The organism is Nocardioides sp. (assembly GCF_004803405.1).
GTDB lineage: Bacteria > Actinomycetota > Actinomycetes > Propionibacteriales > Nocardioidaceae > Nocardioides > Nocardioides vastitatis.
Genome location: NZ_SSXI01000180.1, coordinates 39502 through 61244 on the forward strand (window position 1 = coordinate 39502; position 21743 = coordinate 61244).

A 21743-nucleotide genomic window follows, 5' to 3' on the forward strand; every position below is an offset into this window, starting at 1 on the left:
CCGTGAAGACGTTCGACGAGCTGTTCACCGAGCTCAGCGAGAAGGCGCGGACCCGTCCTGAGGGCTCCGGCACCGTCCGCGCGCTCGACGCCGGCGTCCATGCGATCGGCAAGAAGCTGATCGAGGAGGCCGCGGAGTCGTGGATGGCCGCGGAGCACGAAGGTCCCGAGGCCACGGCCCTGGAGATCAGCCAGCTGCTCTACCACGCCCAGGTCCTCATGATCGCGAGCGGACTCACGCTCGAGGACGTCTACGCCCACCTCTGAAAGACGCACCCATGCTGAAGATCGCCGTCCCCAACAAGGGGGCACTGTCCGAGGCCGCCTCGACGATCCTGCGCGAGGCCGGCTATGCGCAGCGCACGGACTCCAAGCAGCTCACCAAGCTCGACCCGGACAACGACGTCGAGTTCTTCTACCTGCGCCCCCGCGACATCGCGCTGTACGTCGGCGAGGGGACCCTCGATGCCGGCATCACCGGACGAGACCTGCTCCTCGACTCCGAGGCGACCGCGACGGAGTCGCTTCGGCTCGGCTTCGGTCGCTCCAAGTTCCGATTCGCGGCACGTCCCGGCACGGCCACCACCGTCGAGGACCTCGCCGGCAAGCGGATCGCGACGTCGTACGACGGCGTCGTGGCCCGGTACCTCGCCGACCGCGGCATCGAGGCCTCGGTGGTGCGCCTCGACGGCGCGGTGGAGACCAGCATTCAGCTCGGCGTCGCCGACGTGATCGCCGACGTCGTGGAGACCGGGAGCACCCTGCGCAGCGCCGGTCTCGAGGTCTTCGGCGAGGTGATCCTGGAGTCGGAGGGAGTAATGATCACCCGCAACGGCAGCGATCCCGCAGGGCTCGAGATCTTCACCCGCCGGCTGCAGGGCGTCCTGGTCGCCCGCACCTACGTGATGATGGACTACGACATCCGTGCCGAGAGGGTCGAGGAGGCCGTCGCGCTGACGCCCGGCATCGAGAGTCCCACCGTGAGCCCGCTTCATCGCGAGGGGTGGGTCGCCGTGCGCTCGATGGTCCCGCGGGCGCGGGCCCAGCGGGTGATGGACGAGCTCTACGACCTCGGTGCCCGAGGCATCCTCACCACGGATATCCATGCCTGCCGGCTCTGAGCTCCCCGAGCTGCCTCAGACCTACCGCCCGTTCGGCCCCCGGATGGCGGCCATGGTGTTCGGTGCCCTGCTGGTCGGAGCATTCGCGTGGCTCTGGATGACCTTCGACCAGCAGACCAAGGACTCGGTGGGCTTCCTGCAGAAGGCGACGGTGATCGGGTTCGTCCTGCTCGGGCTGGCTCTGCTCAACGCGCTCGCCCGGTCCCGGGTGGTCGCCACCGCCCAGGGCCTGACCGTGGTCAACGGCTATCGCACGCGGTCCTATGAATGGGCGGAGGTGATCGCGCTGCGGATGCCGGTCGGCGCGCCGTGGCCCTCGCTCGACATCAGCGACGGCACGACGGTGCCGGTGATGGGGATCCACGCCTCCGACGGCGCCCGGGCCAAGCACGCGGTCCTCGCTCTCAAGGCGCTGGTCGCGGCGCGCAGCGGCTGACCCGGTTCGAGCGGGACCCGGGCGGCTACAGGTCGCGGATGCCCCAGCTCGCCGTGAACGACTGTCCGGGGTCGAGCACCACCAGGTCCTCGCCGGACCGGAAGGCGTCGGGCGGAGCGGTCATCGGCTCGACCGCCAACGAGGCGCGCGGCGTGCCGGTGTCGTCGCCGGTGTAGACCTGCAGCCACCGGTGGTGCTCGTCGACCCAGAGCGCCACCGCGCCCCCGTGTCCGACCAGCGTCGTCGTCGCCACGCCCCGGCCGTCGCGCTCGAGGTCGGTGAACGCGTGGTTGAGGACGGCGGGTCCGATGTCGTGCGGCGTGCGGAAGTCCCACTCCGTCCCGCCGACGTCCTCGCGTCCGATCGGAAGCAGCCGCTGCTCGTCCGTCAGGAGCCGCGTGGCCGCAGGAAGGCCGAGCTCCCAGCGGTCGCAGGGACCGACCCCAGCGAGAAGGTAGGGATGTGCGCCCGAGGCGTAGGGCGCCTCGGCGGCGGCCAGGTTGGTCGCCGACTGGGTCACCCGGAGCCCGCTCGCGCCGACCTCGTAGGTGACGGTGAGGTCGAGTGCCCAGGGGTAACCGGTCTGCGCCGGCAGGAAGTACGACAGCTCGACGCGGTCGGCGCGCTGGGCCACCAGCGACCACGAGACCCAGCGGACCAGGCCGTGGGAGGCGTTGCCCCGCGAGGGCTCCGTGAGCGCCAGCTGGTGGGTCCTGCCGTCGCGCTGGTAGCGGCCGTCGCCGATCCGGTTTGGCCACGGCATCAGCAGCTGGCCACGCCCGCCGTCCGGCATCGCGTCCTCGGCGAAGCCGTGCAGGAGGGGCCGCCCCTGGTGGCTCAGCTCCCTCAGCGCACCGCCGCCCTGGGTGACGACGGCGCGGTAGCCTCCGGCCTCGATGACGTGTTGCTTCCCGCTGGGAGCGCTCACGTCCTCACCCTAGTCAGGAGGTTCGGACGATCAGGTCGGCCCGTCCGCGGGAGTCCTCGCGCTCGTGCAGCGCCGCCTCGTCGTCGAGCCAGGTCAGCCAGTGCCTGCGCATCTGCTCGCCGTCCCGGGCGAGCCCGCGAGCCAACCGGACGTCGCGGTCCGCCTCCACCCACACCAGGTACGTCACCAGCTCGTCGTACGACGCCGCGGCGGACCCCACGCCCTCGAGCACCAGCAACGGGCCCGGCGCGACCTCGCGCTCCTCGGCCCAACCGTCCGCGAGCCAGTCCCAGCGACGCCAGCGGCCCGGGCGGCCCTCGGCGAGCGGTCGGAGCAGTGCCTCGACGCTGCTGCCGAGGCCGGGCAGCCCGCGCCAGCCCTCCAGCATCTCGTCGGTGCCGATCACCACCGCCTCCGGGGCGAGCCGCGCCAGCTCGCGGGCGACGCTCGTCTTCCCGGCGCCGGCGAGACCGTCGATGCAGACCAGCCGGCCGTCGCCGAGGGTCGCGGGGCGCTCCAGGGTCTCGGCGAGCACCCGTCGTGCGATCGCGGCCGGACCGGCCACCGGGTCAGAAGGCGAGGCCATGGCCCCGGTAGGTCAGCGCCGTCTCCACCACGCGGTCACCTTCCACCAGGAGCACCTCGTTGCCGTGCTCGAAGGGCTCCCCGGACTTGGCATGCCGGAACCACACGAGGTCGCCGATCGCCAACGTCGCCGCGTTGCTGCCGGTGAGCGGCGTCTGCACCTCGCCCGCGCCCTCCAGTCCGGTGAGGCCGAGGCCCGCGGGCGCCCACGGCGTGGGGGCCCGGTCGCTGCCCGTCGGGCCGGACGCGATGAGGCCGCCTCCGTGCACCGTGGCGACCTGTGCCGAGGGCCTGCGCGTCACCGGCAGGCCGAAGAAGGCGGCCGGCACGGGGGTGAAGGACTCGTAGTGGTCGAACAGCGTCGGGGCCAGCAGTCCGGAGCCGGCCGTCACCTCGGTCACGACCGGGTCTGCCGCCGAGGACTCGATCGAGCCGGAGCCTCCTGCGTTCCAGAACTGCAGGCCCGCGAAGTCGCCGTACCCGCGCAGCCCGGCCAGCGCCTCCGCGATCGACGCGCGACGGACCTGGAGCTGGGCGACCGACATCTGCTTCAGCCGGCGAACCACCGCTGATCTCGCGCGCTGGTGCGGCACCGAGTCGGGCACGCCAGCGACCTGGCCCTCGTAGGTCATCGCGCCGACGAGCTGGAAGCCCTTGCGGTCGATCGCGGTGCGGGCGAGCTCGGTGACCGACCCGACGTCGTAGAGGGGCGAGCGCTTGGGGCCGACCTGCTGGCCGCCCCAGCGCAGCCCGGCGTCGATGTCGACCGCCACCCGGACCGGCACGGCGGTCGAGGCGCGGAGGCTGTCGACCAGGTCGAGGTGTGCGAGGTCGTCGACCATGATCGTGACCCTCGACGCGGCGCGGGGCGAGGCCACGAGAGCGGCGAGGGCGGCCCGGTCGACGGTCGGGTAGGCGACCACGATGTCGTCGGACACGTCGTGCTCCTCGAGCCACAGCGCCTCGGCGAGCGTGTAGGCCAGGACGCCGGCAAAGCCGTCGATCCCCAGCGCACGGCGGATCAGCGAGGGGACCCGGATCGACTTGGAGGCGACCCGGATCGGGACACCGTTGGCGCGGCGCGCCAGGTCCTCGGCGTTGGCGTCGAACGCGTCGAGGTCCACCGCGAAGATCGGCGTCGACTGCGGCTCCGGGTGCGATCGGACCGCGTCGTTCAGCCGCGCGGCAAGGCGGTTGCGCGCGATGGACGAGTGATGCACGCGAGCCATCGTTCCACGGGTGCCATGCTTGTCCGGTGAACGAACCGCCGCAGGAGCGACCTGATCAGCGCCGCCTCGAAGGTTCGGAGTACGTCGACGACGACGGCTCGGCGGACCCGGCGCTCGCGGCGGCGCTCCGGGCGTACGACGAGGGGTCGGCGATGTACCCCGCCGTGCTGGCGCAGCTCGCCGGATCCCGGCTGCTGGTGCCTGTGGTCGCCGTGCTGGGGGAGGTCGAGACCGGTGACGACGGTCTCGCCCGGGACAAGACCAGCGACATGGCGGCCGTGCTCCTCACCGGTGCCGACGGCCGCCTCGCGCTCCTCGCGTTCACCGACCAGGCGGCGCTCGCGGCGTGGAACCCCCAGGCGCGTCCGGTCCCGGTCGCGGCGCACCTGGCGGCGGCGACTGCGGTCCAGGAGGGCGCCGACGCCTTGGTCGTCGACGTCGCCGGTCCGCACACGTTCGTGGTCGCCGACGAGGACCTGGCGCGGATCGCGGCGGGGTGGCGCCCGGTGCACCTCGCGGACGACGGCTGGGCGTGGCTCGGCGCCGCGCCGGATGACTCGCCCGGCGATTAGCACGCGCGGGAACAGTCGGGATAGGATCAGGTGTTGACCGATCCGTCGGACCAGCCTGCCGCAGCGGGGGCCGGGCCGGCAGATCCCACAAGCGGGGACCGGCACCATCGTCTCCCACCCGCATCGGCCGCCAGGTCGTCGGGTCCGGTCCATGGAGAGCCAGACTCCTGACGTTGGATTCGTCGGGTGGGGGGCTCGTGACTGGCTTCCGCTTGGACAGCGGGAGCCGTTTCTCGTTTTGGGCCCGCGAGGCCGAGGCCACGCGGACAGAGCAAGGGGCGGGCTCCCGACCAGACGAATTTGGAGGACACATCAGCACCGAGCTGCGCATCAACGACCGGATCCGGGTACCCGAGGTCCGGCTCGTGGGACCCAACGGCGAGACCGTCGGCATCGTCCCCACCGACCAGGCCCTCAAGCTCGCGCAGGAGGCCGACCTGGACCTGGTGGAGATCGCGCCGATGGGGAAGCCCCCCGTCTGCAAGCTCATGGACTACGGGAAGTTCAAGTACGAGAACGCCCAGAAGGCCCGTGAAGCACGACGGAACCAGACCAACGTCGTCATCAAGGAGATGAAGCTCCGCCCGAAGATCGACGCGCACGACTACGAGACCAAGAAGGGTCACGTGGTGCGCTTCCTCAAGGCCGGCGACAAGGTCAAGATCACCATCATGTTCCGTGGTCGCGAGCAGCACCGCCCCGAGCTCGGCTTCCGGTTGCTGCAGAAGCTGGCGGAGGACGTCGAGGAGCTTGGCTTCGTCGAGTCCTCGCCGAAGCAGGACGGCCGCAACATGATCATGGTCCTCGGTCCGCACAAGAAGAAGGCCGAGGCCAAGGCCGAGGTCAAGGCAGCCAAGGAAGAGCGTCGCGCCGAGCGCGAGGCCGAGGCAGCCGAGGAGCGCGCCGCCCAGGCGGAGCGCACGTCGGTCAAGCCGGCGGCACAGAAGAAGGAGCGGGGTCGCTCCGAGAACCTCGACCCCGAGATCGAAGCCTGAGCACAGGAGAGAGAGCAGCAGATGCCGAAGAACAAGACGCACTCCGGTGCCAGCAAGCGGTTCAAGGTCACGGGCTCCGGCAAGATCCTCCGGGAGAAGGCCGGCAAGCGCCACAACCTCGAGAAGAAGGCCTCCAAGGTCACCCGTCGCCTGTCGGGCACGACCGAGGTCGCGAAGAACGACGTTCCCCGCGCGAAGAAGCTGCTGGGCCGCTGAGCCCCAGCGCTAGAAGGAGATAAGAGATGGCACGCGTCAAGCGCGCAGTCAACGCGGCGAAGAAGCGTCGTACCACCCTCGAGCGGGCCAGCGGGTACCGCGGCCAGCGCTCGCGTCTGTACCGCAAGGCCAAGGAGCAGGTCACCCACTCCCTGGTCTACTCGTACAACGACCGCAAGAAGAACAAGGGCAACTTCCGCCGCCTGTGGATCCAGCGGATCAACGCGGCCGCCCGCGCGGAGGGGATGACCTACAACCGCTTCATCCAGGGCCTGAACCTGGCTGGCGTCGAGGTCGACCGGAAGATCCTCGCCGACCTGGCCGTCAACGAGCCGGCCGCGTTCTCGGCCCTCGTCGCCACCGCCAAGGAGGCGCTGCCGGACGACGTCAACGCGCCCAAGGTCAGCGCCTGACGATGGACCCCCTGACCGCTGGCAACACCAGGGTCAAGGAAGCAAGGAAGCTCAGCCGCCGCTCGGTCCGTTCCGAGCGGCGGCTCTTCCTTGCCGACGGCCCGAAGGCCGTCGAGGGCGCCCTCGAGGCGCCCGACCGGGTCGTCGAGGTCTTCGCCACCCCCCGCGCCGCGGAGGAGTACGACGCCCTGCTGGCCGGGGTCGCGGTCACCCTGGTCGAAAAGCGCGCGATGGCCGGGCTCAGCGACAGTGTGACCCCGGCCGGGGTCGTCGCCGTCTGCCGCTTCATCGACCGCCCCCTGGACGCACTGATGCGCACCGACCATGCGGTCGCGCAGAGCCGGTCCGGAGACCACCGCCTGCTCGCCATCTGCGCAGACATCCGCGATCCGGGCAACGCCGGCACCGTCATCCGGTGCGCCGACGCGGCAGGCGCGGCCGGCGTCGTACTGGCGGGGGACTCGGTGGACGCCTACAACCCCAAGACCGTGCGGGCCTCGGTCGGCAGCCTGTTCCACCTCCCGTTCGCCGTGGAGCGCGACCCGGCCGCGGCGATCCGGGCGGCTCAGGCCGCCGGCTACCAGGTGCTGGCCGCGGACGGCAGGGGAGAGCTCGACCTGTTCGAGTCCGACGACGTCCTCACCCGTCCCACCGCGTGGCTGTTCGGCAACGAGGCGCACGGCCTCCCGGAGGGCCTCACCGGTCTGGCCGACGGGGTCGTGTCCATCCCGATCCTCGGCCGCGCCGAGTCGCTCAATCTCGCCACGGCGGCCGCGCTCTGTCTCTACGCCAGCGCGCGGGCCATGATGAGGGCGTGAGCACCCCGCAGCGTTCCTCACCTCTGCCGCGCATCGCTGTCCGAGGCCGTGGAGGGCCCGTATGACGGACGCGATCGACCTGCTGCCCGACGGCGTGGTGGTCGCGGACGGCGAGGCCCGGGTGACCGCGGTCAACGCGGTCGCCGCTCGGATGCTCGACGTCGACCCGGTCGAGGCGCTCGGCAAGCGCCTCGGCGACGTGCTCGCCCTCTCAGACCACGACGGGGAGGCGTGGACCGTGGCGAACGACCCCTACGTCGGACTCCGGACCCGGACGGCGGTCCCCGAGCAGACCTGGCTCCTGCCGGACGGCACCGAGGTGCTGGTCACCGCCCGGCTGCACCGCGGCGAGCGCGTGGGACCGGTCGAGACCGTGGCGATCTCGCTGCGCTCCGGTCGCGGCAGGGCACGCCTCGACCGCGACCGCTCCGACCTGGTGGCGACCCTGGCCCACGAGCTCCGGTCGCCGCTGACCGGCGTGAAGGGCTTCGTGCACGCGCTGCTGAACCGCTGGGACAAGCTCACCGACGAGCAGAAGAAGCTGATGCTCACCACCGCCGGTGCCGACGCGGACCGGCTGAGCCGGCTGATCACCGAGCTCCTCGACGTGGCCCGCATCGACACCGGGCGCCTCCAGCTCCACAAGCGCCCCACCGACGTCGGGCTGAGGGCCACCCGGGTGGTGGAGTCGTTGACCGTGGTCAGCTCCACCCCGGTGCTGCTCGAGATCGACGAGGACCTCCCGAAGGTCGACGCGGATCCGGACAAGCTGATCCAGGTGCTGATCAACGTCGTCGAGAACGCGATGCGCCACGGCGACGGCGAGGTGCGGGTCCGGGTCGGGATCTGGGCCGACGACCCGTCGTACGTGGCAGTCACGGTGACCGACGAGGGGGAGGGCATCCCGGCCGAGCTGCGCAAGCGGATCTTCACCAAGTTCTGGACCGCGGGGAGCGCGGGCGGCTCCGGCCTCGGGCTCTACATCGTCAACGGGCTGGTCAAGGCGCACGGAGGGACGGTCATGGTCGACGACCGGCCCGGAGGAGGCGCCCGCATCGTCACCACCTGGCCCGTGCACGGACCCGGCACCGACTCGACAGGCTGACCGGTTCGTCGGTCGGGGCGGTCGGTTCCTAGACTGAGCCCGATGTCCGGCCCCAACACCGACTACGACCCCGTGGAGGTCGCCGCCGTGAGCCCTGCAGAGGTCGAGGCGGCGCGCGACGCTGCCCTGGCCGCGATCGCCGCTGCCGCCGACCTGGAGCAGCTCAAGGCGGTCCGAACCCAGCACGCCGGCGACCGCTCGCCCCTCGCCCTCGCCAACCGCGAGATCGGCGCGCTCCCGCCCCAGGCTCGCAAGGAGGCCGGTCAGCGCGTGGGCCAGGCCCGCGGCGCCGTCAGCCAGGCTCTCGCGAAGCGCCAGGCCGAGCTCGAGGCCGAGCACGAGGCGCGGATCCTCGTCGAGGAGTCCGTCGACGTCACGCTGCCGACCGACCGCGACCCGGTCGGCGCCCGGCACCCGCTCACCACCGGTGCCGAGCTGATCGCCGACATCTTCGTCGCGATGGGCTGGGAGGTCGCCGAGGGCCCGGTCATCGAGGCCGAGTGGCTGAACTTCGATGCCCTCAACCTGGGCCCGGACCACCCGGCGCGCACCATGCAGGACACCTTCTGGACCGAGCCGGCCGACAACCACATCGTGCTGCGCACCCACACCAGCCCCGTGCAGGCGCGCACCATGCTGACGCGCACGCCCCCGATCTACGTCGTCTGCCCCGGTCGGGTCTTCCGCACCGACGAGTACGACGCGACCCACTCGCCGATGTTCCACCAGGTCGAGGGCCTCGCCATCGACGAGGGCATCTCGATGGCCCATCTCAAGGGCACCCTGGACCACTTCGCGACCAGCATGTTCGGCGAGGGCATCACGACCCGGTTCCGGCCGTCGTTCTTCCCGTTCACCGAGCCCTCGGCCGAGGTCGACCTGATCTGCTTCGTGTGCCGCGGCTCCGGCCTCGACGACGACCGGTCCGGTGCGTGCCGGACCTGCCGCGGCGAGGGTTGGATCGAGTGGGGTGGCTGCGGCATCGTCAACCCGCGGGTGCTGCAGGCCTGCGGCGTGGACTCGTCGCGCTACTCCGGATTCGCGTTCGGGATGGGCATCGACCGCACCTTGATGTTCCGGCACGGACTCGAGGACCTGCGTGCCCTGTTCGAGGGCGACGTCCGGTTCACCACCGCTTTCGGCTCCGAACTCTAGAAAGGGAGCTGCAACGACATGAAGGCCCCCGTCTCCTGGATCAGGGAGTACGTCGACCTGCCCGCCGAGGTCTCGACCGAGGCGCTCACCGACCGGCTGACCGCGCTCGGGCTCAAGCTCGAGGGCATCGTCGCCGCCGGAGCCGAGATCCAGGGCCCGCTGGTGGTCGGCCGGGTGCTGACCAAGGAGCCCGAGCCGCAGAAGAACGGCAAGGTCATCAACTGGTGCACCGTCGACGTCGGCGCCGCCAACGGGACGGGTGAGCCGCAGGGCATCGTGTGCGGCGCCCACAACTTCGAGCCCGGTGACCTCGTGGTCGTCGTACTCCCCGGCGGTGTGCTGCCCGGCGGCTTCGAGATCTCCGCGCGCAAGACCTACGGCCATGTCTCCGCCGGCATGATCTGTTCCGCCCCGGAGCTGGGCCTCACCGGGGACGGGGCCGGCATCATCGTGCTGCCGCCCGACGCCGGCCGCCCGGGGGACGACGCCTTCGACCTGCTCGGCCTGGGCGAGGAGGTCGTCGAGTTCGAGATCAACCCCGACCGCGCCTACGCGCTGTCCCTGCGCGGCATCGCCCGTGAGGCTGCCCTTGGTTTCGACGTCCCGTTCCGGGACCCGGCCGACCGCCCGCTGCCCGACGTCGACGGGAAGGCATGGGAGGTCAACGTCGACGACCCGGTCGGCTGCCCGGTCTTCGCCGCCCGCCTGGTGAGCGGGTTCGACCCCACCCGTCCCACCCCCGAGTTCATGAAGCACCGCGTCGAGCAGGCCGGCATGCGGTCGATCTCGCTGGCCGTCGACATCACCAACTACGTGATGCTCGAGCTCGGCCAACCGATCCACGGCTACGACGCCGACAGGGTCGCCGGCGCGCTCGGCGTCCGCCGCGCGCACGATGGCGAGCGGCTCGCGACCCTCGACGACACCGTCCGTGAGCTGTCCACCGAGGACCTCGTGATCACCGACGACTCCGGGCCGATCGGCCTCGCCGGCGTGATGGGCGGGGCCACGACGGAGATGTCGGCGACCACCACCAGGATCCTGATCGAGGCCGCCCACTGGGACGCCGTGTCCATGTTCCGCACCGGCAAGCGCCACCGGCTGATCTCCGAGGCCGGCAAGCGCAACGAGCGCGGCGTGGACCCCCTGCTCCCGGGCGTCGCGGCCGATCGCGTCGTCGAGCTCCTGGTCCAGCACGGCGGGGCGATCGCAGAGCCGGGCTTCACCCTCGTCGGCTCCGCTCCGGAGCGCCCGACGATCACCATCGCCACCGAGCTGCCCGCTCGCCTGAGTGGCATCGCCATCTCGGCGATGACCACCGTCGAGCAGCTCCGCGCGATCGGCGCGTCGGTGACCGAGCACGAGCAGGGCTCGATCGACGTCGTCCCACCGACCTGGCGGCCCGACATCAACGCGCCCTACGACCTCGTCGAGGAGGTCGTCCGGATCGTCGGCTACGACCAGGTGCCGAGCGTTCTCCCGCGCCGCGCCACGGGCCGTGGGCTGACCCGCACCCAGCGCCTCCGGCGGCGCATCGGCCGGGTCCTGTCCGGAGCCGGCTGCGTGGAGGTGATCAGCTTCCCGTTCGTCGGCGAGGCGACCTTCGACCGGCTCGGCCTGCCCGCCGACGACCCGCTGCGCAAGACGATCGGCCTCGCGAACCCGCTCTCCACCGAGGAGCCGGCCTACACCACCACCCTGCTGCCGGGCCTGCTCGAGGCCGCGGGTCGCAACGTCGGCCGCGGTGCTCCGGGGGTCGCGCTGTTCGAGACCGGCACCGTGGCGTTCCCGTCCGACAACGGGCCGGCACCGATCTACGGCGTGCACACCCGCCCGAGCGACGCCGAGCTGGAGAAGCTGGTCGAGGCTCTGCCGGTGCAGCCGCAGCACCTCGGTGTGGTCCTCGCCGGCGAACGGACCCGTGCCGGTTGGTGGGGACCCGGCACGACTGCCGGGTGGAGCGACGCGCTCGCCGTCGTACGCCGCCTGGCCGACGACCTCGGCGTGACCGTCGACGTCGCGGCGGCGGCCCGGATGCCCTGGCACCCCGGACGCTGTGCCGTGATCACCATCGAGGATGTCGAGATCGGGCACGCCGGCGAGCTGCACCCCAACGTGTGCAAGGCGTTCGGACTGCCGGCCCGCAGCGCAGCGGCCGAGATCGACCTCGACGCCCTGATGGCCGCCGCGGTCGACGTGCCCCCGGGGCCGGTGTTCTCGACCATGCCCGTCGCCAAGGAGGACGTCGCCCTCGTCGTCGACGCCGGGGTACCGGTCACCGCGGTGGAGGCAGCTCTCCGCGAGGGCGCCGGCGACCTGCTGGAGTCGGTCCGGCTGTTCGACGTCTACACGGGCGAGCAGATCGGCAGCGGGAAGAAGTCGCTGGCCTTCGCGCTGCGGTTCCGCGCCCTGGACCGGACGCTCACCGAGGCCGAGGCGGGCGCCGCCCGGGACGCGGCCGTCGCGGTCGCCGCCGAGCGAGTGGGCGCCGTCCAACGTTGACCGGCGCGCTCGGTCAGCCCCCAGTTCGCAGGAACATGCAGACATCTGTATATTCATGCACATGAGCAAGGTACGGGTCGCTGTCGCCGGAGCCAGCGGATACGCCGGCGGTGAGGTGCTGCGCCTGCTCCTCGGGCACCCGACCGTCGAGATCGGCGCGCTGACGGCGGGCAGCAACGCGGGGGAGACGCTGGGCTCGCTCCAGCCGCATCTCCTGCCGTTGGCCGACCGGGTGCTCGAGCCGACGACCGTCGAGGTCCTCGCCGGCCACGACGTCGTCTTCCTCGGCCTGCCGCACGGCCAGTCCGGCGCGCTGGCGGAGGAGCTCGCGGCCCGCGACGACGCCGTGGTGGTCATCGACTGCGGTGCCGATTTCCGGCTCGAGGACGCGGGGGAGTGGGCGCGCTTCTACGGCAGTCCGCACGCCGGGACCTGGCCGTACGGCCTGCCCGAGCTTCCCGGCCACCGCGAGGCGCTCCGCGGCGCGCGCCGGGTCGCGGTGCCGGGCTGCTATCCGACGATCTCCTCCCTGACGATGGCGCCCGCGGTGGCCGCGGGCATCGTGGTCCCCGACGTCGTCGTCGTAGCCGCGTCCGGCACGAGTGGCGCGGGCAAGGCCGCCAAGCCGCACCTGCTCGGCAGCGAGGTGATGGGCAACACCAGCGCGTACGGCGTGGGCGGCGTCCACCGCCACACCCCCGAGATCACCCAGAACCTCGGCCGGCTCACCAGCGAGACCGTGCGGGTCAGCTTCACGCCGCTGCTGGTGCCGATGTCGCGGGGCATCCTCGCCACGTGCTCGGCGCCGCTCGCGGGGCCGGCCGGCTCGATCACGGCCGAGGACGCCCACGCCGCCTACGAGAAGGCGTACGCCGACGAGCCGTTCGTGCACGTCCTGCCGGTCGGTCGGTGGCCGCAGACCCAGGCGGTGCTCGGCTCGAACGCCGTCCACCTCCAGGTCACGATCGACGAGACTGCCGGCCGGCTCGTCGCCGTGGGCGCGATCGACAATCTCGCGAAGGGCACCGCCGGCGCCGCCGTGCAGTGCATGAACCTCGCCCTCGGCCTCGACGAGACCGCTGGCCTGACGACGGTGGGACTCGCGCCATGAGCGACCAGACCTTCAGCCTCTTCCGCTTCCCCGAGACCCTCGCCGTCGTGCGCCTGGCTCCCGGTGCCGAGATCCCCGACTGGGCCGAGTCGTCCTCGATCTTCTCGATCACCGCGACCGCGGAGGAGACGTCGCTGGTGTGCGCCGGCCGGAGCGTCCCGAAGAAGGCACGCCACGAGAAGCCCTTCACGGCGTTCTCGGTGGACGGCCCGCTCGACTTCGGCATGACCGGCGTGCTGGTCGCGGTGCTGACCCCGCTGGCCGAGGAGGCCATCAGCGTGTTCACGATCTCCACCTTCGACACCGACTGGATCCTGGTGCGGACCGCGGACGCCGACCGGGCCGAGGAGGCGTGGCGACGATCGGGGCACACCGTCGCCCCCGCCGTTCCCGCCTGACCGGACCCATCTTCGAAGGAACCACCCCCATGAGCGTCACCCACCCCGCCGGTTTCGTCGCCGCCGGCGCCGCCATCGGCCTGAAGAGCAACGGCAACCCGGATCTCGCCCTCGTGGTCAACGAGGGCCCGCGGTTCGACTCGGCCTCCGTCTTCACGGCCAACCGCTGCAAGGCCAACCCCGTTCTCTGGAGCGAGCAGGTCGTCAAGGACGGCACCGTTCGCGCCGTCGTCCTCAACTCCGGCGGAGCGAACTGCTACACCGGTCCCGACGGGTTCGTCACCACCCACCGGGTCGCCGAGGAGGTCGGATCGGTCCTCGGGTTCGGGGCGGTCGACGTCGTGGTGTGCTCGACGGGGCTGATCGGCCTCGCCAACGACCGCCAGCGGCTGATCGACGGTGTGCACACCGTGCACGGCCTGCTGTCGGCCGACGGCGGCAACGCCGCGGCCGAGGCGATCATGACCACCGACTCGGTGAGCAAGCAGGTCGTCGTCGAGCGTGACGGCTGGTCGATCGGCGGGATGGCGAAGGGCGCCGGCATGCTGGCGCCGGCGCTCGCCACGATGCTGGTCGTGCTCACCACCGACGCGGTGGTGCCCGCGGAGGATCTCGACAAGGCGCTCCGCTCGGCGACCCGGGTCAGCTTCGACCGGCTCGACTCGGACGGCTGCATGTCGACCAACGACACGGTCACGGTGATGGCCAGTGGCGCCTCCGGCGTCCAGCCCGCGCTCGCCGACTTCACCACGGCGCTCGTCGAGGCGTGCACGTCGCTGGCGATGCAGCTGCTCGCCGACGCCGAGGGCGCCGACCACGAGATCGCGATCACCACACTCAACGCCGCCAGCGAGGAAGACGCCATGGAGGTCGGTCGCAGCGTCGCGCGCAGCAACCTGTTCAAGGCCGCCGTCTTCGGCAAGGACCCCAACTGGGGCCGGGTCCTGGCGTCGATCGGCACCACGAAGGCAGCCTTCGACCCGGCCGACCTCGACGTGGCGATGAACGACGTCTGGGTCTGCCGCAACAGCGGACCCGGCGAGGACCCGGGTCTGGTGGACCTCTCGCCGCGGCAGGTCACGGTGACCATCGACCTCAAGGCCGGTGACGCCCGGGCGACGGTGTGGACCAACGACCTCACCCACGCCTACGTGCACGAGAACAGCGCCTACAGCTCATGACTCAGGACGAGGGCCGGGAGCAGACGACGATGATCAAGACCGAGTCCCACGAGCCGGGGAAGCCCGACCCGGGCAAGGCAGCCACCCTCGCGGCGGCGCTCCCGTGGCTGAAGGCCTACCACGGCAAGGTCGTCGTGGTGAAGTACGGCGGCAACGCCATGACCGACGACACGCTCAAGCGCGCCTTCGCCGAGGACATCGCGTTCCTGCGGTTCGCCGGCTTCCGGCCCGTCGTCGTGCACGGCGGCGGCCCCCAGATCTCCTTGATGCTCGACCGGCTCGGCATCGAGTCGGAGTTCCGCGGCGGTCTGCGGGTCACCACGCCGGAGGCGATGGACGTCGTCCGGATGGTGCTCGTCGGCCAGGTCCAGCGCGAGCTGGTGGGCCTGATCAACGAGCACGGGCCGCTGGCGGTCGGGCTGTCCGGCGAGGACGCCGGGCTGTTCACCGCCGAGCAGACGGGCACCGTCGTCGACGGCGAGAAGGTCGACCTCGGCCTCGTCGGCGAGGTCGCGCAGGTGCGGCCCGAGGCCGTGCTCGACCTGATCGAGGCGGGCCGGATCCCGGTGGTCTCCAGCGTCGCGCCCGACGTCGACGGCCAGGTGCACAACGTCAACGCCGACTCCGCGGCCGCCGCGCTCGCTGGTGCGCTCGGCGCCGAGAAGCTGCTGATCCTCACCGACGTCGAGGGCCTCTACCTCGACTGGCCAGACCCGGAGGAGGTGATCGGCGAGATCAGCCCCGAGGCGCTGGAGGAGATCCTCCCGACCCTGGCGAGCGGCATGATCCCGAAGATGAACGCCTGCCTGCAGGCGGTGCGGAGCGGCGTCAAGCGGGCCACCGTCGTGGACGGCCGGCAGGTGCACGCCGTACTCCTCGAGCTGTTCACCGACGAGGGCGTCGGGACCCAGGTGCTGCCCGGTGTCACCACCAAGACGCGGAAGGCCAGGGAGGTACAGCAGTGACCGTCACCAGTGAGTGGACCGAGCGGTACGCCGGCGCGCTGATGAACGCCTTCGGCACCCCGAAGCTCGTGCTGGCCCGCGGCGCGGGCGCGCACGTCTGGGACGCCGACGGCAGGGAGTACGTCGACCTGCTCGGCGGCATCGCGGTCAACGCCCTCGGCCACGCGCACCCCCGGCTGGTCGCCGCGGTCACCGATCAGCTGCAGACCCTCGGCCACATCTCGAACTTCTTCGCCAGCGCGCCGCAGATCACGCTGGCCGAGCGGCTCGGTGCACTGCTCGGGGCGGACTCCCGCGTGTTCTTCACCAACTCCGGTGCCGAGGCCAACGAGGCGGCGTTCAAGCTCACCCGGCGCACCGGGCGCACGAAGATCGTCGCCACGACCGGCTCCTTCCACGGCCGCACGATGGGCGCGCTCGCGCTGACGTCGAAGGCGGCGTACCGCGAGCCCTTCGAGCCCCTGCCCGGCGACGTCGTCTTCGTCGAGTACGGCGACGTGGCGGCGCTCGAGGCGGCCGTCGACACGGAGACGGCGGCGATCCTGCTCGAGCCGATCCAGGGTGAGGCAGGCGTCATCGTGCCTCCGCGCGACTACCTGCCCGCCGCGCAGCGGATCGCCCACGAGCACGGCGCTCTCCTGTGGCTGGACGAGGTGCAGACCGGCGTCGGCCGGACCGGCGCGTGGTTCGCGCATCAGCACCCCGACCTCGTGAGCGGGCAGATCGCGCCCGACATCGTCACGCTGGCCAAGGGGCTCGCCGGAGGAATCCCGATCGGCGCCTGCATCGCCACGCACGGCGCCGGCAAGCTCTTCGACCCCGGCAACCACGGCACCACCTTCGGCGGCAACCCGGTGGCCGCCGCGGCGGCCCTCGCCGTGCTCGACGTGATCGAGGACGACGGCCTGCTCGACCACGCCACCGCCATGGGCGAGCGACTGCGGCGCGGTCTCGGTGTCGATCCCCGGGTCCTGGAGACCCGCGGGTCCGGGCTGCTGGTGGGCCTCACGCTGTCGGAGCAGAAGACGGCCGACGTGGTGACCGCCGCGCAGGACGCCGGCTTCCTGATCAACGGCGCCACCGCCGAGCGGATCCGGCTCGCACCGCCGTTGGTCCTCACCGAGGCCGACGTGGACGCCTTCGTCGCGGCGTGGCCACTCATCCTCGACCAGGCCGGTCTCGAGCGGGCCGGTCTCGACGGGGCCGGTACGGAAGGAGTGGCGCCGTGACGAGGTCCTTCCTGCGCGACGACGACCTGACCGCCGAAGAGCAGTCCGAGGTGCTCGCCCTGGCCGCGGAGCTGAAGGCGCACCCGTTCGACCGGAAGCCCCTGGCCGGACCGCGCACGGTGGCGATGATCTTCGACAAGCCGACGCTGCGCACCCAGTCGTCCTTCGCCGCCGGGATCGCCGAGCTGGGCGGGCACCCGATGCTGGTCGACGGAGCGCTCGCCGGCATCGGCACCCGCGAGCCGGTCGCCGACGTGGCACGGGTGCTGGGTCGGCAGGCGTCCATGGTGGTGTGGCGGACCTTCGCGCAGGCGAACCTCGACGAGATGGCCGCCATGTCCGGAGTGCCGGTCGTCAACGCCCTCACCGACGACTTCCATCCCTGCCAGCTCCTCGCCGACCTGCTCACCGTCCAGGAGCACAAGGGCGCGCTGGCCGGGCTCACCGTCGCGTTCCTCGGTGACGGCGCGTGCAACATGGGCAACTCGTGGCTGCTCGCCGGAGCCCTCGCCGGGATGCACGTCCGGATCAGCGGCCCGGAGGGCTATGTGCCCGACGAGGCGATGTTCGTGCGCGCCAACGAGATCGGTGCCGCCACCGGGGGCTCCGCCACGTCCGAGCCCGACCCCGTCGCCGCCGTCGACGGTGTGGACGTCGTGGTCACCGACACCTGGGTGTCGATGGGCAAGGAGCAGGAGGCGGAGGCCCGCCGCGCGGTCTTCGGGTCCTGGGCGGTGACCCCGGACCTCGTCGCCAAGGCGAAGCCGGACGCCATCGTGATGCACTGCCTGCCCGCCTACCGCGGCACCGAGATCGCCGCCGAGGTGCTCGACGGCCCTCAGAGCGTCGTCTGGGACGAGGCGGAGAACCGCCGCCACGCCCAGAAGGCGATCCTGATGTGGCTGCACGAGAAGGCGCAGCGATGAGCGAGCACGCGTTGACCCCACTGACCAAGAGCGCCCGCCAGGCGCTCATCATCGAGCTGCTCGAGGGCCGAGAGGTGCGCTCCCAGCAGGAGCTCGCCGACCTGTTGGCCCTCCGCGGCCTGCACGTCACCCAGGCCACGCTGAGCCGCGACCTGGTCGAGCTCGACGCCGTCAAGGTCCGTGGCCCCAGCGGAGTCCTCGTGTACGCCGTACCTGCCGAGGGCGGCAACCGCACGCCGGTCGCGGGCGAGAGCGCCGCGGCACAGCACCGTCTCTCCAAGCTCTGCGCGGAGCTGCTCGTCAGTGCCGAGGGGAGCGCCAACCTGGTCATCCTGCGCACCCCGCCCGGGGCCGCGCAGTTCCTCGCCAGCGCCATCGACAAGGTCGACCTCGGCCCCGACAGCCCGGTCCTCGGCACGATCGCCGGCGACGACACCGTGCTCGTCATCGGGCGCGAGCCCGCCGGGGGAGACGCCCTGGCCCACAAGTTCACCGCGCTCGCAGAGCGGGCGGACCCCGAAAGGAACGACAGTTGAGCAAGGTCCTGACCTCCCTCCCGAAGGGGGAGCGCGTCGGCATCGCCTTCTCCGGCGGACTCGACACCTCCGTCGCCGTCGCCTGGATGCGCGACAAGGGGGCGGTGCCGTGCACGTACACCGCCGACATCGGGCAGTACGACGAGCCTGACATCTCCGGCGTGCCCCAGCGTGCCCTGCAGTACGGCGCCGAGATCGCGCGCGCGGTGGACTGCCGACGCGAGCTGGTGGAGGAGGGTCTCGCGGCGATGGCCTGCGGCGCGTTCCACATCCGATCGGGCGGTCGGGTGTACTTCAACACCACGCCGCTGGGCCGGGCGGTGACCGGCACCAAGCTGGTCCGTGCCATGCACGAGGACGGCGTCGACATCTGGGGCGACGGCTCGACCTTCAAGGGCAACGACATCGAGCGGTTCTACCGGTACGGGCTGTTGGCCAACCCGGCCCTGCGCATCTACAAGCCGTGGCTGGACGCGGAGTTCGTGAGCGAGCTCGGCGGTCGCGCGGAGATGAGCCAGTGGCTCGTCGAGCACGGCCTGCCCTACCGCGACAGCCAGGAGAAGGCGTACTCCACCGACGCCAACATCTGGGGCGCCACGCACGAGGCGAAGACTCTCGAGCACCTCGACGTCTCCCTCGAGACCGTCGAGCCGATCATGGGCGTGAAGTTCTGGGACCCCTCGGTCGCGATCGAGGAGGAGGAGGTCACCGTCCGGTTCGAGGCGGGGCGGCCGGTCGGCATCAACGGCACGACGTACGACGACGCGGTCGCGCTGGTGATGGAGGCCAACGCGATCGGCGGGCGCCACGGCCTCGGCATGTCCGACCAGATCGAGAACCGGATCATCGAGGCCAAGTCGCGAGGCATCTACGAGGCTCCCGGCATGGCGCTGCTGTGGATCGGCTACGAGCGGCTGCTCAACGCGATCCACAACGAGGACACCGTCGCGATCTACCACTCCGAGGGTCGCCGCCTGGGCCGGCTGCTGTACGAGGGTCGGTGGCTGGACCCGCAGGCGCTGATGCTGCGCGAGTCGATCCAGCGCTGGATCGCCTCGCTCGTCACCGGCGAGGTCACGCTGCGACTGCGTCGCGGCGAGGACTACACGATCCTCGCGACCGAGGGCCCGGCCTTCTCCTACCACCCGGAGAAGCTGTCGATGGAGCGCACCGAGAACGCCGTGTTCGGCCCGATGGATCGGATCGGCCAGCTCACCATGCGCAACCTGGACATCGCCGACTCCCGCGCGAAGCTCGAGCTCTACGCAGCCCAGCCGATCGACCAGGGCCAGGTCCTCGTCGAGCACGGCACGCTGTACGGCGAGCTCGAGGCCGGAGGCGCCGACCAGATCACGGAGAACCCCGAGCTCACGGGCGAGGAGGAGGCTCTGCTGGAGGATGCCGCCATGGAGTTCGGTACCGACTGATGCACCACGAACCGACGCGGCGCACCGTGGCCCGGGTACTCCCCGTCAACCAGGAGGGCCGGGTGCTGCTGCTCCTCGGCTGCGATCCGGCGCTGCCCGAGGTCCGCTACTGGTTCACGGTCGGCGGCGCGGCCGATCCCGGCGAGTCGCTGGCGCAGGCCGGTGCGCGCGAGCTGCGCGAGGAGACCGGGATCGTGGTGGACCCGACGGACCTGGGGGAGCCGTTCGGCACCTACGAGGTGGCCTTCTCGTGGGATGGCCGGGACTACGTCAACGAGTCCACGCTGTTCGCGGTGGCGCTCGAGGAGACGCCGGTGAGCTTCGAAGGACTGGACCTGCTGGAGTCCCAGTCGATCTTCGACGCCCGCTGGTGGACGCCCGAGGAGCTGGAGGACGACGGGCACGCCGTCGATCCGCGCCTCGTCGAGCACATGAGGGCGGCGGTCGCGCACGTCCGAGGAGGAGCAGCATGACCGGCACCGACGGCGGCACCAACACCGGCAAGCTCTGGGGCGGCCGCTTCGCGGGTGGTCCCTCACCCGAGCTCGACGCGCTGTCCAGGTCCACGCACTTCGACTGGCGCCTCGGGCTCTACGACATCGCCGGCTCCCACGCGCATGCCCGGGCCCTCGCCGCGGCCGGCCTGCTGACCGCGGAGGAGGAGGCGACGCTGCACGCCGGCCTCGACTCGCTGGCGTCGCGCTTCACCGACGGCACCCTGCAGCCGGACCCGTCCGACGAGGACGTGCACGGCGCGCTCGAGCGGATGCTGATCGAGGAGGTCGGACCCGACGTCGGGGGCCGGCTCCGGGCGGGCCGCTCGCGCAACGACCAGATCGCCACCCTCTTCCGCTGCTACCTGCTCGACCACTCGGTGACGGTGACCGGGCTCGTGCTCGACCTGGTCGAGGCGCTCGCCGACCAGGCCGACCAGCACCTCGGGGACCCGGACACCGGAGGCGGTGCGGCGATCATGCCGGGGCGGACCCACCTCCAGCACGCACAGCCGGTGCTGCTCTCGCACCACCTGATGGCTCACGCGTGGGCGCTGCTCCGCGACGTCGACCGCCTTGCGGACTGGCGCCGGCGGGTGGCCGGCGACTCGCCGTACGGGTCGGGGGCGCTGGCCGGGCAGAGCCTCGGCCTGGACCCGGAGCTGGTGGCCCGCGAGCTCGGGTTCACCGGCTCCACCGCGAACTCCATCGACGGCACCGCGTCACGCGACTTCGTCGCGGAGTTCGCCTTCGTGGCCGCGCAGACCGGCGTCGACATCAGCCGGATCGCCGAGGAGATCATCCTCTGGGCCACCCGGGAGTTCGGGTTCGTCACGCTCCACGACTCGTGGTCGACCGGGTCGAGCATCATGCCGCAGAAGAAGAACCCCGACATCTCCGAGCTCGCCCGCGGCAAGGCCGGCCGGCTGGTGGGCAACCTGACCGGGCTGCTCACGACACTCAAGGCCCTCCCGTTGGCCTACAACCGTGATCTCCAGGAGGACAAGGAGCCGGTCTTCGACTCGGTCGACACCCTCGAGGTGCTGCTCCCGGCGTTCACCGGACAGGTGGCGACCCTGGTCTTCGACACCGCGCGGATGGCGGAGCTGGCACCCCAGGGCTTCTCGCTGGCCACGGACATCGCCGAGTGGCTGGTCAGGCAGGGCGTCCCGTTCCGGGTGGCGCACGAGCTCGCCGGCGGCTGCGTCCGTCGTTGCGAGGAGCTCGGCATCGAGCTCGACGAGCTCACCGACGACCAGTTCGCGGAGATCTCGCCGCACCTGACCCCGGAGGTGCGCGACGTGCTGACCGTCGAGGGCTCCGTCGCCTCGCGCGACGGCCGCGGAGGTACGGCGCCCGCGCGGGTCCGCGAGCAGCTGGCCGAGCTGCGCGGGCTGGTGGC

General features: G+C 71.7%; 24 protein-coding genes. 21 read left to right on the forward strand and 3 right to left on the reverse strand.

What is annotated here, in order from left to right; translation table 11 throughout:
• The first annotated feature begins 2 nt into the window (after positions 1 to 2).
• Genes E7Z54_RS12705 through E7Z54_RS12715 form a run of 3 tightly spaced genes read left to right on the forward strand, consistent with a single transcriptional unit; the run spans position 3 to position 1556 of the window.
• Positions 3 to 266: a phosphoribosyl-ATP diphosphatase gene (locus tag E7Z54_RS12705; RefSeq protein ID WP_136434222.1), complete on the forward strand. Its 264-nt coding sequence runs from the start codon at positions 3 to 5 to the stop codon at positions 264 to 266.
• An 11-nt stretch (positions 267 to 277) separates the two neighbouring features.
• Positions 278 to 1120, forward strand: coding sequence for an ATP phosphoribosyltransferase (hisG, locus tag E7Z54_RS12710; RefSeq protein ID WP_136434224.1), 843 nt, complete (start codon positions 278 to 280; stop codon positions 1118 to 1120).
• Positions 1104 to 1556 (forward strand): PH domain-containing protein, encoded by a 453-nt coding sequence (locus E7Z54_RS12715; RefSeq protein ID WP_136434226.1) that lies wholly within the window; start codon positions 1104 to 1106, stop codon positions 1554 to 1556. The genes hisG and E7Z54_RS12715 overlap by 17 nt, the downstream gene beginning before the upstream one ends.
• A gap of 25 nt (positions 1557 to 1581) precedes the next feature.
• Here the strand turns inward: E7Z54_RS12715 and E7Z54_RS12720 are convergent, their stop codons facing one another.
• The 3 genes from E7Z54_RS12720 to E7Z54_RS12730 are packed head-to-tail and all read right to left on the reverse strand — an operon-like array spanning position 1582 to position 4289.
• On the reverse strand, positions 1582 to 2484 hold the full coding sequence (locus E7Z54_RS12720) for an aldose 1-epimerase family protein (RefSeq protein WP_136434228.1): 903 nt from the start codon (positions 2482 to 2484) through the stop codon (positions 1582 to 1584).
• Between the two features lie 13 nt (positions 2485 to 2497).
• On the reverse strand, positions 2498 to 3049 hold the full coding sequence (locus E7Z54_RS12725; RefSeq protein ID WP_240769660.1) for a uridine kinase family protein: 552 nt from the start codon (positions 3047 to 3049) through the stop codon (positions 2498 to 2500).
• A 4-nt stretch (positions 3050 to 3053) separates the two neighbouring features.
• Positions 3054 to 4289, reverse strand: coding sequence for an amino acid deaminase/aldolase (locus E7Z54_RS12730; protein WP_240769661.1), 1236 nt, complete (start codon positions 4287 to 4289; stop codon positions 3054 to 3056).
• 35 nt (positions 4290 to 4324) lie between these two features.
• On the opposite strand from E7Z54_RS12730, the gene E7Z54_RS12735 reads away from it, so the two are divergent.
• From E7Z54_RS12735 to argH, 18 genes are all read left to right on the forward strand, one after another.
• A complete protein-coding gene (locus E7Z54_RS12735; RefSeq protein ID WP_136434231.1) occupies positions 4325 to 4870 on the forward strand; it encodes an SseB family protein in 546 nt (181 codons plus the stop codon).
• 365 nt (positions 4871 to 5235) lie between these two features.
• Complete coding sequence (infC, locus tag E7Z54_RS12740) at positions 5236 to 5865, forward strand: translation initiation factor IF-3 (protein ID WP_240769662.1); 630 nt, start codon at positions 5236 to 5238, stop codon at positions 5863 to 5865.
• A 21-nt stretch (positions 5866 to 5886) separates the two neighbouring features.
• Positions 5887 to 6081: a 50S ribosomal protein L35 gene (gene rpmI, locus E7Z54_RS12745; protein ID WP_136434233.1), complete on the forward strand. Its 195-nt coding sequence runs from the start codon at positions 5887 to 5889 to the stop codon at positions 6079 to 6081.
• Positions 6082 to 6107: 26 nt separating this feature from the next.
• Entirely contained in the window at positions 6108 to 6494 is a 387-nt protein-coding gene (gene rplT / locus E7Z54_RS12750; protein ID WP_136434235.1) for a 50S ribosomal protein L20, read from the forward strand.
• A gap of 2 nt (positions 6495 to 6496) precedes the next feature.
• The gene (locus tag E7Z54_RS12755) at positions 6497 to 7312 is read left to right on the forward strand and encodes a TrmH family RNA methyltransferase (protein ID WP_136434237.1); all 816 of its coding nucleotides are present in this window, start codon (positions 6497 to 6499) and stop codon (positions 7310 to 7312) included.
• 61 nt (positions 7313 to 7373) lie between these two features.
• Entirely contained in the window at positions 7374 to 8417 is a 1044-nt protein-coding gene (locus E7Z54_RS12760) for a sensor histidine kinase (protein WP_136434239.1), read from the forward strand.
• 42 nt (positions 8418 to 8459) lie between these two features.
• Positions 8460 to 9572 carry a phenylalanine--tRNA ligase subunit alpha gene (gene pheS, locus E7Z54_RS12765; RefSeq protein ID WP_136434241.1) on the forward strand — a complete coding sequence of 371 codons (1113 nt, stop codon included), beginning with the start codon at positions 8460 to 8462 and terminating at the stop codon, positions 9570 to 9572.
• 18 nt (positions 9573 to 9590) lie between these two features.
• Positions 9591 to 12074 (forward strand): phenylalanine--tRNA ligase subunit beta, encoded by a 2484-nt coding sequence (gene pheT / locus E7Z54_RS12770; RefSeq protein ID WP_136434242.1) that lies wholly within the window; start codon positions 9591 to 9593, stop codon positions 12072 to 12074.
• 55 nt (positions 12075 to 12129) lie between these two features.
• A complete protein-coding gene (gene argC / locus E7Z54_RS12775; protein WP_136434244.1) occupies positions 12130 to 13185 on the forward strand; it encodes an N-acetyl-gamma-glutamyl-phosphate reductase in 1056 nt (351 codons plus the stop codon).
• Positions 13182 to 13583, forward strand: coding sequence for an ACT domain-containing protein (locus E7Z54_RS12780; RefSeq protein ID WP_136434246.1), 402 nt, complete (start codon positions 13182 to 13184; stop codon positions 13581 to 13583). The genes argC and E7Z54_RS12780 overlap by 4 nt, the downstream gene beginning before the upstream one ends.
• A gap of 29 nt (positions 13584 to 13612) precedes the next feature.
• On the forward strand, positions 13613 to 14764 hold the full coding sequence (gene argJ, locus E7Z54_RS12785; RefSeq protein ID WP_136434247.1) for a bifunctional glutamate N-acetyltransferase/amino-acid acetyltransferase ArgJ: 1152 nt from the start codon (positions 13613 to 13615) through the stop codon (positions 14762 to 14764).
• A gap of 29 nt (positions 14765 to 14793) precedes the next feature.
• Positions 14794 to 15729: an acetylglutamate kinase gene (gene argB / locus E7Z54_RS12790; protein ID WP_206056184.1), complete on the forward strand. Its 936-nt coding sequence runs from the start codon at positions 14794 to 14796 to the stop codon at positions 15727 to 15729.
• Positions 15726 to 16958 carry an acetylornithine transaminase gene (locus E7Z54_RS12795; RefSeq protein ID WP_276606225.1) on the forward strand — a complete coding sequence of 411 codons (1233 nt, stop codon included), beginning with the start codon at positions 15726 to 15728 and terminating at the stop codon, positions 16956 to 16958. Before argB ends, E7Z54_RS12795 begins: the two co-directional genes overlap by 4 nt.
• A complete protein-coding gene (gene argF / locus E7Z54_RS12800) occupies positions 16955 to 17884 on the forward strand; it encodes an ornithine carbamoyltransferase (RefSeq protein WP_136434251.1) in 930 nt (309 codons plus the stop codon). The genes E7Z54_RS12795 and argF overlap by 4 nt, the downstream gene beginning before the upstream one ends.
• Positions 17881 to 18420: an arginine repressor gene (locus E7Z54_RS12805; RefSeq protein ID WP_136434253.1), complete on the forward strand. Its 540-nt coding sequence runs from the start codon at positions 17881 to 17883 to the stop codon at positions 18418 to 18420. Before argF ends, E7Z54_RS12805 begins: the two co-directional genes overlap by 4 nt.
• A complete protein-coding gene (gene argG, locus E7Z54_RS12810; protein WP_136434255.1) occupies positions 18417 to 19847 on the forward strand; it encodes an argininosuccinate synthase in 1431 nt (476 codons plus the stop codon). Before E7Z54_RS12805 ends, argG begins: the two co-directional genes overlap by 4 nt.
• Complete coding sequence (locus E7Z54_RS12815; protein WP_136434257.1) at positions 19847 to 20320, forward strand: NUDIX hydrolase; 474 nt, start codon at positions 19847 to 19849, stop codon at positions 20318 to 20320. The genes argG and E7Z54_RS12815 overlap by 1 nt, the downstream gene beginning before the upstream one ends.
• Positions 20317 to 21743, forward strand: a 1427-nt coding sequence (gene argH / locus E7Z54_RS12820; RefSeq protein WP_136434259.1) for an argininosuccinate lyase, incomplete at its 3' end; no start/stop codon positions are given. The genes E7Z54_RS12815 and argH, both read left to right, overlap by 4 nt.

Coding starts and splice junctions, on each gene's coding strand:
- hisG (WP_136434224.1), top strand. CDS start 278: ATGCTGAAGATCGCCGTCCCCAACAAGGGGGCACTGTCCGAGGCCGCC.
- E7Z54_RS12715 (WP_136434226.1), top strand. CDS start 1,104: ATGCCTGCCGGCTCTGAGCTCCCCGAGCTGCCTCAGACCTACCGCCCG.
- rpmI (WP_136434233.1), top strand. CDS start 5,887: ATGCCGAAGAACAAGACGCACTCCGGTGCCAGCAAGCGGTTCAAGGTC.
- rplT (WP_136434235.1), top strand. CDS start 6,108: ATGGCACGCGTCAAGCGCGCAGTCAACGCGGCGAAGAAGCGTCGTACC.
- E7Z54_RS12755 (WP_136434237.1), top strand. CDS start 6,497: ATGGACCCCCTGACCGCTGGCAACACCAGGGTCAAGGAAGCAAGGAAG.
- E7Z54_RS12760 (WP_136434239.1), top strand. CDS start 7,374: ATGACGGACGCGATCGACCTGCTGCCCGACGGCGTGGTGGTCGCGGAC.
- pheS (WP_136434241.1), top strand. CDS start 8,460: ATGTCCGGCCCCAACACCGACTACGACCCCGTGGAGGTCGCCGCCGTG.
- pheT (WP_136434242.1), top strand. CDS start 9,591: ATGAAGGCCCCCGTCTCCTGGATCAGGGAGTACGTCGACCTGCCCGCC.
- argC (WP_136434244.1), top strand. CDS start 12,130: ATGCACATGAGCAAGGTACGGGTCGCTGTCGCCGGAGCCAGCGGATAC.
- E7Z54_RS12780 (WP_136434246.1), top strand. CDS start 13,182: ATGAGCGACCAGACCTTCAGCCTCTTCCGCTTCCCCGAGACCCTCGCC.
- argJ (WP_136434247.1), top strand. CDS start 13,613: ATGAGCGTCACCCACCCCGCCGGTTTCGTCGCCGCCGGCGCCGCCATC.
- argB (WP_206056184.1), top strand. CDS start 14,794: ATGATCAAGACCGAGTCCCACGAGCCGGGGAAGCCCGACCCGGGCAAG.
- E7Z54_RS12805 (WP_136434253.1), top strand. CDS start 17,881: ATGAGCGAGCACGCGTTGACCCCACTGACCAAGAGCGCCCGCCAGGCG.
- E7Z54_RS12815 (WP_136434257.1), top strand. CDS start 19,847: ATGCACCACGAACCGACGCGGCGCACCGTGGCCCGGGTACTCCCCGTC.